This window comes from Sphingomonas sp. CD22, from assembly GCF_034556155.1.
GTDB lineage: Bacteria > Pseudomonadota > Alphaproteobacteria > Sphingomonadales > Sphingomonadaceae > Sphingomonas.
Map to the genome: position 1 here is coordinate 271,834 of NZ_JAYDYX010000001.1, position 11,769 is coordinate 283,602.

The 11,769-nt window shown below is 69.8% G+C and carries 12 protein-coding genes and 2 riboswitches; of the genes, 9 read left to right on the forward strand and 3 right to left on the reverse strand.

All coding sequences use genetic code 11. From position 1 onward, the window contains the following. Positions 1-4: 4 nt before the first annotated feature. Both SFC76_RS01265 and SFC76_RS01270 read left to right on the forward strand, forming a co-directional pair. Positions 5-937, forward strand: coding sequence for an alpha/beta hydrolase (locus SFC76_RS01265; RefSeq protein ID WP_322847680.1), 933 nt, complete (start codon positions 5-7; stop codon positions 935-937). Beyond that, entirely contained in the window at positions 934-2,013 is a 1,080-nt protein-coding gene (locus SFC76_RS01270) for an FAD-binding oxidoreductase (RefSeq protein WP_322847681.1), read from the forward strand. Before SFC76_RS01265 ends, SFC76_RS01270 begins: the two co-directional genes overlap by 4 nt. 156 nt (positions 2,014-2,169) lie before the next feature. On the opposite strand, the gene rnhA is transcribed toward SFC76_RS01270, so the two are convergent. From rnhA to ispH, 3 genes are read right to left on the reverse strand one after another with little or no spacing between them, the layout of a single operon-like run. Next, the gene (rnhA, locus tag SFC76_RS01275) at positions 2,170-2,640 is read right to left on the reverse strand and encodes a ribonuclease HI (RefSeq protein ID WP_322847682.1); all 471 of its coding nucleotides are present in this window, start codon (positions 2,638-2,640) and stop codon (positions 2,170-2,172) included. Next, on the reverse strand, positions 2,637-3,590 hold the full coding sequence (thrB, locus tag SFC76_RS01280) for a homoserine kinase (RefSeq protein WP_322847683.1): 954 nt from the start codon (positions 3,588-3,590) through the stop codon (positions 2,637-2,639). The genes rnhA and thrB overlap by 4 nt, the downstream gene beginning before the upstream one ends. Before the next feature lie 54 nt (positions 3,591-3,644). Next, the gene (gene ispH, locus SFC76_RS01285; protein ID WP_322847684.1) at positions 3,645-4,616 is read right to left on the reverse strand and encodes a 4-hydroxy-3-methylbut-2-enyl diphosphate reductase; all 972 of its coding nucleotides are present in this window, start codon (positions 4,614-4,616) and stop codon (positions 3,645-3,647) included. A 169-nt stretch (positions 4,617-4,785) separates the two neighbouring features. Between ispH and SFC76_RS01290 the strand changes: the two genes are divergently transcribed. From SFC76_RS01290 to SFC76_RS01320, 7 genes are all read left to right on the forward strand, one after another. Continuing rightward, complete coding sequence (locus SFC76_RS01290) at positions 4,786-5,421, forward strand: hypothetical protein (protein WP_322847685.1); 636 nt, start codon at positions 4,786-4,788, stop codon at positions 5,419-5,421. A 295-nt stretch (positions 5,422-5,716) separates the two neighbouring features. Then, positions 5,717-5,809, forward strand: a riboswitch (glycine riboswitch). Beyond that, positions 5,810-5,916, forward strand: a riboswitch (glycine riboswitch). Between the two features lie 57 nt (positions 5,917-5,973). Further along, positions 5,974-7,179: a glycine cleavage system aminomethyltransferase GcvT gene (gene gcvT, locus SFC76_RS01295; RefSeq protein ID WP_322847686.1), complete on the forward strand. Its 1,206-nt coding sequence runs from the start codon at positions 5,974-5,976 to the stop codon at positions 7,177-7,179. Continuing rightward, the gene (gcvH, locus tag SFC76_RS01300; protein WP_322847687.1) at positions 7,179-7,550 is read left to right on the forward strand and encodes a glycine cleavage system protein GcvH; all 372 of its coding nucleotides are present in this window, start codon (positions 7,179-7,181) and stop codon (positions 7,548-7,550) included. The genes gcvT and gcvH overlap by 1 nt, the downstream gene beginning before the upstream one ends. 178 nt (positions 7,551-7,728) lie before the next feature. Next, positions 7,729-9,087, forward strand: coding sequence for an aminomethyl-transferring glycine dehydrogenase subunit GcvPA (gcvPA, locus tag SFC76_RS01305; RefSeq protein ID WP_322847688.1), 1,359 nt, complete (start codon positions 7,729-7,731; stop codon positions 9,085-9,087). After that, the gene (gcvPB, locus tag SFC76_RS01310; RefSeq protein WP_322847689.1) at positions 9,084-10,655 is read left to right on the forward strand and encodes an aminomethyl-transferring glycine dehydrogenase subunit GcvPB; all 1,572 of its coding nucleotides are present in this window, start codon (positions 9,084-9,086) and stop codon (positions 10,653-10,655) included. Before gcvPA ends, gcvPB begins: the two co-directional genes overlap by 4 nt. 122 nt (positions 10,656-10,777) lie before the next feature. Beyond that, entirely contained in the window at positions 10,778-11,278 is a 501-nt protein-coding gene (locus tag SFC76_RS01315; RefSeq protein ID WP_322847690.1) for a CcdC protein domain-containing protein, read from the forward strand. A 70-nt stretch (positions 11,279-11,348) separates the two neighbouring features. After that, positions 11,349-11,699 carry a hypothetical protein gene (locus tag SFC76_RS01320; RefSeq protein WP_322847691.1) on the forward strand — a complete coding sequence of 117 codons (351 nt, stop codon included), beginning with the start codon at positions 11,349-11,351 and terminating at the stop codon, positions 11,697-11,699. Positions 11,700-11,769 lie beyond the last annotated feature (70 nt).

Below are 11,769 nucleotides of genomic sequence, written 5' to 3' on the forward strand. Positions count from 1 at the left end.
AACGATGACCGATCAAGCCGAGCTGCGCCGCGACCTGCCCGCCGATTCGCGCCTGACGGAATGGCGGGCGCCCGACGGCTGGCGCCACCGCCGGTTCGACTGGCCGCATCCCGCGCCGCGCGGGCGGGTGCTGGTACAGGGCGGGCGCGCCGACATCGTCGAGAAGTTCCTGGAGACGATCCGCCACCTGCATGCGCAGCGCTGGTCGGTGACCGCGTTCGACTGGCGCGGGCAGGGCGGCTCCGGGCGGCTCTCCGCCGATCCGCACGTCGGCCACGCCGCCAGTTTCGACGCGTGGGTGGGCGACCTCACCGCCTTCTGGCGCGACTGGACGCGCGCGGGGGAGGGGCCGGCGGTGCTGCTCGGCCATTCGATGGGCGGGCATCTGGCGTTGCGCGCGATGCTGGACGGCGGCGTCGTGCCCGATGCGGCGGTGCTGGTGTCGCCGATGATCGGCGTGCGCTCGCCGCTCGGCGCGCGCGCCGGCCGCGCGGTCGCGCGGGCGATGACCAGGATCGGCGATCCCGCCCGGCCGGCGTGGACGGTGCGGCCGGGCAAGGCCTCCGCCGGCCATCGCCAGCAGCGGCTCACCCATTCGCTCGACCGTTATGGCGACGAAGCCTTCTGGTATGCGCGCGACCCGTCGCTGCTGCTCGGGCCGCCGAGCTGGGCGTGGGTGCTGGAGGCGTTCGCATCGGGCGCGCGCCTGCAGGCCGATCCGCGGCTGGCGACGCTCGCCGTGCCGATCCTGATGCTGATCGCCGATGCCGACCGGCTGGTCGATGCCCGTGCCGCGGTGCGGCTGGCGGCACGGCTGCCGCGCGCCGAGCTGGTGCGCTTCGGGGCCGAATCGGCGCATGAGATCCTGCGCGAGGACGATGCGGTGCGGCGGCGCGCGTTCGATGCGATCGACGCCTTTCTGGACCGGCTGCGATGATCCACGACATCGCGATCGTCGGCGCGGGGATCGCCGGTGCCAGCCTCGCCGCCGCGCTCGCGCCGCACGCCCGCGTGCTGCTGATCGAGGCGGAGGAGCAGGCGGGGTATCACAGCACCGGGCGCTCGGCGGCCTTCTGGTCGGAGACCTATGGCGGGCCGGGCATCCAGCCGCTGACCAGCGCGTCCGAAACCGCGCTTCGCGGCGGCGGCTATCTGGCGCCTTTGGGGTCGCTGCACATCGGGCGGGCGGCGGATGCCGGGCGGGTCGACGCCTTCCTCGCCGCGTTCGAGCGGACCGCGGTGGTGCTCGACCGCGTCGATCCCGCCGCGTTCGTGCCGGGGCTGCGGCCCGAATGGACGCTCGGCGTGCACGAACCGAGCTGCGCCTATATCGACGTCGCGGCGCTGCATGCCGCCTATCTCGCCGCATTCCGCCGCGCCGGCGGGGCGATCGCGACACGCGCCGGGCTGGACGAGGCGCACCGCACCGCCGGCGTCTGGACGATCGCGACCCCGGCGGGGACGTATCGCGCGGGCTTGCTGGTCAATGCGGCGGGCGCATGGGCCGACCGGATCGCCGTACGGCTGGGGGCGGCGCCGCTCGGCATCCAGCCCTATCGGCGGACGATGGTGCAATTGCGCACCGATCCGCCCGCGGCCGCCGACCTGCCGCACGTCGCCGACATCGCGGGGCGATTCTATTTCAAGCCGGAGGCGGGCCGGCTGTGGCTGAGCCCGCACGACGAGACGCCGGTCGATCCGCACGACGTCGCGCCCGAGGAGATCGACGTCGCGCTGGCGATCGACCGGTTCGAGGGCGTGGTCGACTGGCGGGTCGCGGCGGTCGAGCGGCGCTGGGCGGGGCTGCGCAGCTTCGCGCCCGACCGGTTGCCGGTGTACGGCTTCGATCCGAAGGTGGCGGGGCTGTTCTGGTGCGCGGGGCAGGGCGGCTTCGGCATCCAGACCGCGCCCGCCGGCGCCGCGGTGGCGGCGAGCCTGTTGCTGGGGACGGGCCTGCCTTCGGGGTTCGAAGGGGTCGATGTCGCGCGCTATGCCGCGGGGCGGTTCGCCTAAATCCTCCCCCGCAAGGGGGAGGGGGACCGCTCGGCGTCAGCCGAGTGGTGGAGGGGGAGGATAGGGTGGGAGCGTCGTAACAAAGCTCCCGCCCTGTCCTCCCCCTCCGTCACCGCTTCGCGGCGCCACCTCCCCCTGGCGGGGGAGGATTTGGGGTCAGGCTGGCGGGCGGGCCGCTGCGACCGCCGCGTCGCTCGCCAGTTTGTCGACGCGTTCGTTGTCGGCGTTGCCGGCATGGCCCTTGACCCAGATCCATTCGATCTCGTGCTTCTGCGTCTCGGCGAACAACGCCTGCCAGAGTTCGGCGTTCTTGACCGGCTTCTTGTCGGCGGTGCGCCAGCCGTTCTTGCGCCAACCGTGGATCCAGCGCGTCAGGCCGTCCATGACGTATTTGCTGTCGGTGCTGAGCTTGATCCGGCACGGGCGGGTGAGCACGCGCAGCGCCTCGATCGCCGCGGTCAGCTCCATCCGGTTGTTGGTGGTCAGCGTCTCGCCGCCCGACAATTCCTTCTCGTGGCCGCCGAAGCGGAGCAGCGCGCCCCAGCCGCCGGGGCCGGGATTGCCCTTGCAGGCGCCGTCGGTGGCGATCTCGACGAGCTGCGGGGGGGCGGAATCTGGGTCGGTCATGCAAAGGCCTCCGGATGGGCGTCGTACCAGTCGAGCCGGCGCAGATAGGCGAGCGGGTCCTTGCGCGTCACCAGCGCATCCGCCGGCGTGTCGAGCCAGTCCCACGCGCGGGTGAGCAGGAAGCGGATGCACGCGCCGCGCGCCAGCACCGGCAGCGCGGCGCGCTCGGCGGCGGACAGGCCGCGTGCCCCGGCATAGCCGGCGAGCAGCGCCGGGCCGACGCCGGCGAGCGGCGCGCCCTGCGGATCGAAGGCCCAGGCGGTGTGCATCACGGCGACGTCATAAGCGCGTATGTCACGGCAAGCGAAGTAGAAATCGATCAATCCCGTCACCCGTGCGCCGAGCATCAGGACGTTGTCGGGGAACAGATCGGCATGGATGACGCTGGTCGGCAGATCGTGCGGCCAGTCCGCCTCCACCGCGGCGAGCGCGCAGTCGACACGGGCGAACAGGCCCGGCGCGATCGCGTCGAGATCGCTGCCGCACCGCGTCAGCAGCGGCCGCCAGTCGGCGACGCCGAGGCTGTTGGGCCGGCCACCCTCGAAATCGGCGACCGCGGCGTGCAGCGCGCCGAGCGCGGCGCCGGCGGTGGCGGCCTGATCGGGCGTCGGGCGGGTCACCGAGACGCCGTTGAGGAAGCGGATCAGGCAGGCGGGGCGGCCCTCCAGCGTCTGGATCGCGACGCCGTCGCGGTCGCGGATCGCCGGCGGCACCGGCAGGCCGCGATCGGCGAGGTGATCGAGCAGGTCGAGGAAGAAGGGCAGGTCGCCGGCGTCGACGCGCTTCTCGTAGAGCGTCAGGATGAAGCGCGCGGTGGTGGTGTCGACGAGGTAGTTGCTGTTCTCGACGCCCTCGGCGATGCCCTTGGCGGAGACGAGCTCGCCGACATCGGCGTAGCGGCGCAGGAACGCGGACAGCGCCTCTGCCGAGACGTGCGTGTAGACGGCCATCGATCCCTCCCCCAGTCTCCACGTCCCCCGGACGTGCGCCGGGGGACGGTCGGCCTATGCCGCGGCGTCGAGGCCGCGCGGCAGTTTGAACGCGATCGTCTCGCGCGTCGTCTCCTCCTCGCGCTCGGTGATCGCGAAGCGGGTGGAGAGCAGGTCGACCAGCTCCCGCACCAGCAGTTCGGGCGCCGAGGCTCCGGCGGTGATGCCGAGCGTGCCGACGCCGTCGAGGAACGTCCAGTCGAGCTCGCCGGCGCGCTGGATCAGCCGCGCGGGCACGCCCTCGCGCTCCGCGACCTCGACCAGCCGCACCGAGTTGGACGAATTGGGGGCGCCGATCACCAGCATCGCGTCGCAGGCCGCGGCGATCGCCTTGACCGCCGCCTGCCGGTTGGAGGTGGCGTAGCAGATGTCCTCGCCGCGCGGCGGCAGCATGTTGGGGAAGCGGCGCTGCAACACCGCGACCACCGCGGCGGTGTCGTCGACCGACAGCGTCGTCTGGGTGAGGAAGGCGAGATTGTCGGGATCGACCGGCGCGAAGATCTCGGCATCGGCGGCGGTCTCGATCAGCGACATCGCGCCGGCTGGCACCTGGCCGAAGGTGCCGACGACCTCGGGATGGCCGGCGTGGCCGATGAAGACGATGTGGCGACCGGCGGCGACGAGCCGTTCGGCCTGACGATGGACCTTCGACACCAAAGGGCAGGTCGCGTCGAGATAGTCGAGGCCGCGGTTCTGCGCGTCGGCGGGGACCGATTTGGGCACGCCGTGCGCGGAGAAGACGACCGGTGCGCCGTCGGGCACCTGATCGAGTTCCTCGACGAACACCGCGCCCTGTGCCTTCAGCGTGTCGACGACGAACTTGTTGTGGACGATCTCGTGGCGAACGTAGACGGGCGCGCCGTGCTTCTCGATCGCGAGTTCGACGATGCGGATCGCGCGGTCGACGCCGGCGCAGAAGCCGCGCGGTGCGGCGATCAGCAGTTCGAGGACGGGCTTGCCGCCGTCCGCGGGGAATTGGGAGGCCATGCGGAGCGTTCTACGCGATTGGCCCCGCGCACGGAAGTACGCGAATGCCTCACCGCGCGGAAGTACGCGATTGCTTGCGCGCGCCAAAGCCGGTTCCTATGGTGCGCCGCGCATCGTCCGGGTCCTCCGGCGGCGCATCACCGTCCGTTCGACAAAGGTACGCGTCCTCGTGAAAACCCCGGCTTTAGGCCTGTCCGCCCTCGCGCTGATCCTCTCGGGCTGCGCCAGCAAGGGCGAGATCGTCGAAGGCGGCATCTCCGCCGTGCGCTCCGCCTGCCCGACGGTCGGCGTCGCCGCCGGCACCGGCGACATCACCCTGTTCGATCCGGCGACCAGCAAGGACGCGAGCGCGATCGACGTCGTCGCCAGCATGACCAACGTGCGCGGCGCCTGCAACGACGCCGGCGACCAGATCGCCACCACCGTCAGCTTCGACGTGCTCGCGCGGCGGACGCGGACCGAGGGCCCACGCGACGTGGTGCTGCCGTATTATATCGCGATCGTCCGCGGCGGCTCGGCGGTGACCGCCAAGCGCAAGGGGCAGATCGCGGTGCATTTCGACGCCGGCCAGGCGCGGGCGCAGGCGCGGGGCACCGCCTCGACGCAGATCGCACGTGCGGCGGCGACCTTGCCCGACGAGGTGCGCAACCAGCTCACCCGCAAGCGCAAGGCGGGCGACGAGGATGCCGCGACCGATCCGCTGGCACGGCCCGAGGTGCGCTCCGCGGTGCTGCGCGCGACCTTCGAGGCGCTGGTCGGCTTCCAGCTCACCGACGACCAGCTGAAGTATAACGCGCAACGCTGATACTCCTCCCTCGCGTTCGAGGGAGGGGCGATCGCCGATGGCCGATGATCTGGTCGGCTGCCTCACCTATCCTTTCGTCACCCCGGCCTTGCGCCGGGGTCCCGCTTCTTCGGGACGGCGGACGAAGCGGGATGCCGGATCGAGTCCGGCATGACGGGGGATCGCAGCACCCCGATCGGTCATAGGCGATGGCCCTGCCTTGCGGGGAGGGGAGCGGTACCGCGGCCCGCTTTCCGCATTGACTAAGCCCCCGCCCCCCGCCACAGCACGAGGCGTCGATGCCGGGCGACCGGCATGGGCGGGCGCGGGAGAGAGCCTCTGCACAAGGAGGCCGCCGAAGGAGCAACCACCCCGGAATCTCTCAGGCACAACGGACCGCGCGCTGCCTCATCGACACTCTGGAAAGCGTTCCTTTGAGGAGCCACCGAAGGGGTAAGCCCGCCGCCGCCGCGCGCCGGGTCAAAGCTCTCAGGTCACCGTGACAGAGGGGGTATGACGGATCGAATGCGGCGCTGCGCCGTCTTTGGTCCCGTGCCTTTTTGGAGACGGTTGATGAGCGATTCGCTTTCCGAGACTTTGCCAGACCCGCTCGACGACCTCGAAGGCGACGAGCCCGCCATCCAGCTGCTGCCGCTCGACGGCTGGCACCGCGCCCGCGGCGGCCGCATGGTGCCGTTCGCCGGTTACGAGATGCCCGTCCAATATGAGGGCATCATGGCCGAGCATCTGTGGACGCGCGACTCCGCCGGACTGTTCGACGTCAGCCATATGGGGCAGGTCGGCCTGACCGGCGACGGGATCGACGCCGCCGGTGTCGCCAGGGCGCTCGAAGCGGTGCTGCCGGGCGATATCGCCGGCCTCGCCGCCACCAGGATCCGCTATTCGCTGCTGCTCAACGACGAGGGCGGCATTCTCGACGATCTGATGGTCACGACGCTGCCCGCCGAAGGCGCGCATCCCTTCGGCGCGGCGAGCCAGTATGTCGTCGTCAACGGCGCGACCAAATATGACGATCTCGCCTATCTGCTCGACGTCCTGCCCGAGGATGTGACGCTCAACCTGATGGAAGATCAGGCGTTGCTCGCGGTGCAGGGGCCCAAGGCGGTCGCCGCCGTGTCGCGGCTGATCCCCGGCGTCGAGCAGCTCGTGTTCATGACCGCGGGTGCGTTCGAGTGGAACGGCCATGCGCTGTGGATCAGCCGTTCGGGCTATACCGGCGAGGACGGCGTCGAGATTTCGATCCCCGCCGAGGCCGCCGCCGAGTTCGCCGATGCGATCTGCGCCGAGCCCGAGGTCAAGCCGATCGGTCTCGGCGCGCGCGATTCGCTGCGGCTCGAAGCCGGGCTGCCGCTGTACGGCCACGATCTCGATCCCGAGACGACGCCGGTGATGGCCGATCTCGGTTTCGCTTTGTCGAAGCGCCGTCGCGAGGCCGCCGATTTCGCCGGCGCCGCGCGCATCCTCGCCGAGCGCACCGACGGCCCCGCGGTCAAGCGCGTCGGCCTGTCGGTCGAAGGTCGCCAGCCGGTGCGCGAGGGCGCCAGCGTCGTCGATGCCGACGGCGCGGTGATCGGCCGCGTCACCAGCGGCGGCTTCGCGCCGAGCGTCGGTGCGCCGATCGCGATGGCCTATGTTCCCGCCGCGCTCGCCGAGGCGGGCACGCCGCTGCGCCTCGTCCAGCGCGGCAAGATCCACGAGGCGACGGTCGCACCGATGCCGTTCGTTCCCCACCGCTATGTCCGCGCAGGAGGCAAGTGATGAGCCGTTATTTCACCGAAGACCATGAGTGGGTCGATGTCGATGGCGACACCGGCACCGTCGGCATCTCCGATTACGCGCAGGGCCAGCTCGGCGATATCGTGTTCGTCGACGTTCCCGAAGCGGGCAAGCAGCTCGGCAAGGGCGACGAGGCCGCGGTGGTGGAATCGGTCAAGGCCGCGTCGGACGTCTATACGCCGGTGTCGGGGACGGTGAGCGAGGGCAATGCCGCGCTCGCCGACGACCCCAGCCTGGTCAATTCGGATCCGGAAGCGGCGGGCTGGTTCTTCAAGATCACGCTCAGCGATCCGGCCGAGCTGGAGACGCTGATGGACGAAGCCGCCTACGCGGACTTCGTCGCCAAGCTTTGAGACTGCTCCCCTCCCTGAAGGGTCCCATCAAAGTATTACTTTGATGGCCGCCCGTGAGGGAGGGGCTGGGGGTGGGTGGCGTGCTCGCGTTACGGCTGCCGAGCCGACGAGCCTCACCGTACCACCAGGCCGCCACCCACCCCCGGCCCCTCCCTCAAAGGGAGGGGAGGAGTAGAGAATGCGCTACCTGCCGCTTACCCAGCCCGACCGTGATGCGATGCTCTCGGTCATCGGTGCGAGCTCGATCGACGATCTGTTCGTCGACGTGCCCGAGGCCGCTCGCCTGTCCGGCCCGATCCACGGCCTGCCCAATCACGCGTCGGAACTTGCCGTCGAGCGGCACATGACCGCGCTCGCCCGCAAGAACACGGTTGCCGGCGAGGTGCCGTTCTTCCTCGGTGCGGGCGCCTATCGCCATCACGTGCCGGCGAGCGTCGATCATCTGATCCAGCGTGGCGAGTTCCTCACCGCCTATACGCCGTACCAGCCCGAGATCGCGCAGGGCACGCTGCAGATGCTGTTCGAGTTCCAGACGCAGGTCGCGCGCCTGCTCGGCACCGACGTCGCCAATGCCTCGATGTACGACGGCTCGACCGCCTGCTGGGAAGCGATCGGCATGGCGCGGCGCATCACCCGCAAGGGCAAGGCGATCCTGTCGGGCGGGCTCCACCCGCATTATGTCAGCGTCGCCAAGACGATGGCGAAATATACCGGCGATCATCTCGAAACCTCCGCGCCGGCGCTGACCGCCGAGACCGATCTCGACGCGCTGATCGCGGCGATCGACGGCGATACGTCGTGCGTCGTCGTGCAATATCCCGATATCCTCGGCCGGATCGCCGACCTGACGCCGCTCGCCGACGCCTGCCACGCCAACAAGGCGCTGCTGATCGCGGTCGTCACCGAGCCGGTAGCGCTGGGCGCGATCACCTCGCCGGGGGAGATGGACGCCGATATCGTCGTCGGCGAGGGCCAGTCGCTCGGCGTCGGCCTGCAGTTCGGCGGTCCGTACGTCGGCCTGATGGGCTGCAAGGAGAAGTACATCCGCCAGATGCCCGGCCGCTTCTGCGGCGAGACGGTGGATGCGGAGGGGCGGCGCGGCTTCGTGCTGACGCTGTCGACGCGCGAACAGCATATCCGCCGCGAAAAGGCGACGAGCAACATCTGCACCAATTCGGGCCTGTGCGCGCTCGCCTTCTCGGTCCACATGACCCTGCTGGGCGAGGCGGGGCTGCGCCGGCTGGCGGGGATCAACCACGCCGCGGCCTGCCGCGCCGCGGATCGCCTGTCGCAGGTGCCGGGCGTCGAACTGGTCACCGAGACCTTCTTCAACGAATTCACGCTCAAGCTGCCGGTCGAGGCGCGTCCCGTGGTGCGCACGCTCGCCGATCGCGGCATCCTGGCGGGCGTGTCGCTCGGCCGGCTCTATCCGGACGAGGCGGGCCTCGCCAACGGGCTGATCGTCGCGGTCACCGAAACGACGACCGCGGAGGACGTCGAAACCCTTGCCGCCGCACTCGAGGAGGTTCTGGCATGAGCATCAATCAGAGCGGCTGGCGCCCCGAGATGACCGCCGGCGGCGGCAATGGCGCCGCACCCACCTTCACCGGCAACAAGGCGCTGATGCTGGAAGAGGCGCTGATCTTCGAGATCGGCGATACGCAGACCACCGGCGTCGATTTCGCCGAGGGCGACGTTGCCGGTTCGCGGCTGGGCAATCTCAGCCGCAAGGCACCGATCGGCCTGCCGGGTCTCGCCGAGCCCGAGGCGGTGCGCCATTACACCCGCCTGTCGCGTCAGAATTACGCGATCGATCTTGGCCTGTTCCCGCTCGGTTCGTGCACGATGAAGCACAATCCGCGGCTCAACGAGAAGATGGCGCGCCTTCCCGGGTTCGCCGACGTGCATCCGTTGCAGCCGGTCGATACCGTGCAGGGCGCGCTGGAGGTGATCCACCAGCTCGCGCACTGGCTGGTGACGCTGACCGGCATGACCAGCGTCGCGATGAGCCCCAAGGCGGGCGCGCATGGCGAATTGTGCGGCATGCTCGCGATCAAGGCGGCGCTCGAGGCGCGCGGCGAGGGGCATCGCAAGGTCGTGCTCGTCCCCGAATCGGCGCACGGCACCAACCCCGCCACCGCCGCCTTCGCAGGCTTCGCGGTCGAGGACATTCCCGCCACCGCCGACGGCCGCGTCGACACCGCCGCGCTGATCGCGCGGCTCGGGCCGGACGTCGCGGGCGTGATGATCACCAACCCCAACACCTGCGGCCTGTTCGAGCGCGATCTCCGCACGATCTCGGACGCGGTCCATGCCGCGGGCGGCTACGTCTATTGCGACGGTGCCAATTTCAACGCGATCGTCGGCCGGGTGCGGCCGGGCGACCTCGGCGTCGATGCGATGCACATCAACCTGCACAAGACCTTCTCGACCCCGCACGGCGGCGGCGGGCCGGGCTCGGGGCCGGTGGTGTTCTCCGAGGCGCTGACTCCGTTCGCGCCGCTGCCGTTCGTCGAGAAGACCGCCGACGGCTTCGCACTGGTCGAGGAAGAGACCGCGGGCGAACATCATGCCGGCAGCTTCGGCCGGATGGTCGCCTTCCACGGCCAGATGGGGATGTTCACCCGCGCGCTGACCTATATCCTCAGCCACGGTGCCGACGGCCTCAAGCAGGTCGCCGAGGATGCGGTGCTCAACGCCAATTACGTGCTGCGTTCGCTGGAAGGGGCGCTCGATGCGCCCTTCGCCAAGGCGGGGCCGTGCATGCACGAGGCGATCTTCTCCGACGCCAATCTCGCCGAGGGCTTCTCGACGCTCGACGTCGCCAAGGGGCTGATCGACGAGGGCTTCCACCCGATGACGGTCTATTTCCCGCTCGTGGTCCACGGCGCGATGCTGGTCGAACCGACCGAGACCGAATCGAAGGCGGCGCTCGACCAGTTCATCGGTGCGCTGCGCAGCGTGGCCGAGCGGGCCAAGGCCGGCGACGCCAGTCTCAAGACCGCGCCGCATTTCGCGCCGCGGGCGCGGCTCGACGAGACGCAGGCGGCGCGCAAGCCGGTGCTGGTGTGGAAGGAACAGCCGCTGGCGCAAGCGGCGGAGTAAGTCGCGGCTCCCCGTCGCCCCGGCCCAGAGCCGGGGTGACGGAAGCTGGAGTGCGTATGCCCCTTCCGTAATGACCCCGGCGTCTCTAGTTTCCCTGCCGTAACGGGTGGGGACACGGACGCATGCAGGGACAGCAACCGGGCGGGTGGATCAGCTATGTGGTGCCGCTCGTCGTCGTCGCGGTGGTGATGGCGATCCGCTGGAAGCGGATGGGGCGGGTGCGGCCGCTCACGCTCGAACATCTGTGGATATTGCCGGCGATCTACGCTGTGGTGATCGGCGTCACCTTCGCGCGCTTCCCGCCGCAGGGCTGGGGCTGGGCGTTCTGCCTCGTCGCGGTGGGGCTCGGCGCGGCGCTCGGCTGGCAGCGCGGCAAGATGATGCGGATCACATTGGATCCCGAGACGCACCGGCTCGGCCAGACGTCGTCGCCGGCGGCGTTGCTGTTCATCGTGCTGCTGATCGTCGTGCGCAGCAGCGCGCGCGGCGCATTGAGCTATGCGGGGCCGGTGGGGCTCGATCCGATGGCGATCACCGACGTGCTGATGGCGCTGGCGCTCGGCCTGTTCTCCGCGCAACGGCTTGAAATGTATCTGCGCGGCAAGCGGATGCTGGCAGGCTAATCTTTGGCGATGCCGGCGCGGCTAACAAAACCTCTATAAGACAGGAGGGAATGTCGGCGGGGGCTGCTTTGTGTTCATCCATTGGGGATCGCACGCGCTCAGCCGGCATCTCGGTCCCGACGGTGAGCGCTATTGCACGACGTGCGGCGTCGAGCGCGAGCATTATCTGCAAGTCGACTATCGCGTTCACTACATCATGATCCTGTGCCGCTGGGCGACGGAGATCCAATACGCAAGTTATTGCACTTATTGTGAACGGCGCATTCCAGTTTATCCGGATTATGTGGCGGCGGAATTGGGCGGCTCGCAGGTCCCTTGGCTGGACCGTTACGGCTGGCTGGCGTGCATCATCTTTAGTATCCTCATCAATATCTGGGACCATATTCTCGCACCGCTCGTCGCCGCGGGCGCGCCGCCATAAGACATGCGGGGCCACCGTGATCTGACGGTTTCGCAGGCCGATGGCATTGCGTTACGCATCCGCCGGTACG

Excerpts from the sequence above, each read along its gene's own strand:
- SFC76_RS01265 (WP_322847680.1), top strand. The coding sequence starts at position 5 with ATGACCGATCAAGCCGAGCTGCGCCGCGACCTGCCCGCCGATTCGCGC.
- ispH (WP_322847684.1), bottom strand. The coding sequence starts at position 4,616 with ATGGCCTCCCAATTCCCCGCGGACGGCGGCAAGCCCGTCCTCGAACTG.
- SFC76_RS01270 (WP_322847681.1), top strand. The coding sequence starts at position 934 with ATGATCCACGACATCGCGATCGTCGGCGCGGGGATCGCCGGTGCCAGC.
- rnhA (WP_322847682.1), bottom strand. The coding sequence starts at position 2,640 with ATGACCGACCCAGATTCCGCCCCCCCGCAGCTCGTCGAGATCGCCACC.
- SFC76_RS01315 (WP_322847690.1), top strand. The coding sequence starts at position 10,778 with ATGCAGGGACAGCAACCGGGCGGGTGGATCAGCTATGTGGTGCCGCTC.
- gcvPB (WP_322847689.1), top strand. The coding sequence starts at position 9,084 with ATGAGCATCAATCAGAGCGGCTGGCGCCCCGAGATGACCGCCGGCGGC.
- gcvT (WP_322847686.1), top strand. The coding sequence starts at position 5,974 with ATGAGCGATTCGCTTTCCGAGACTTTGCCAGACCCGCTCGACGACCTC.
- gcvH (WP_322847687.1), top strand. The coding sequence starts at position 7,179 with ATGAGCCGTTATTTCACCGAAGACCATGAGTGGGTCGATGTCGATGGC.
- thrB (WP_322847683.1), bottom strand. The coding sequence starts at position 3,590 with ATGGCCGTCTACACGCACGTCTCGGCAGAGGCGCTGTCCGCGTTCCTG.
- gcvPA (WP_322847688.1), top strand. The coding sequence starts at position 7,729 with ATGCGCTACCTGCCGCTTACCCAGCCCGACCGTGATGCGATGCTCTCG.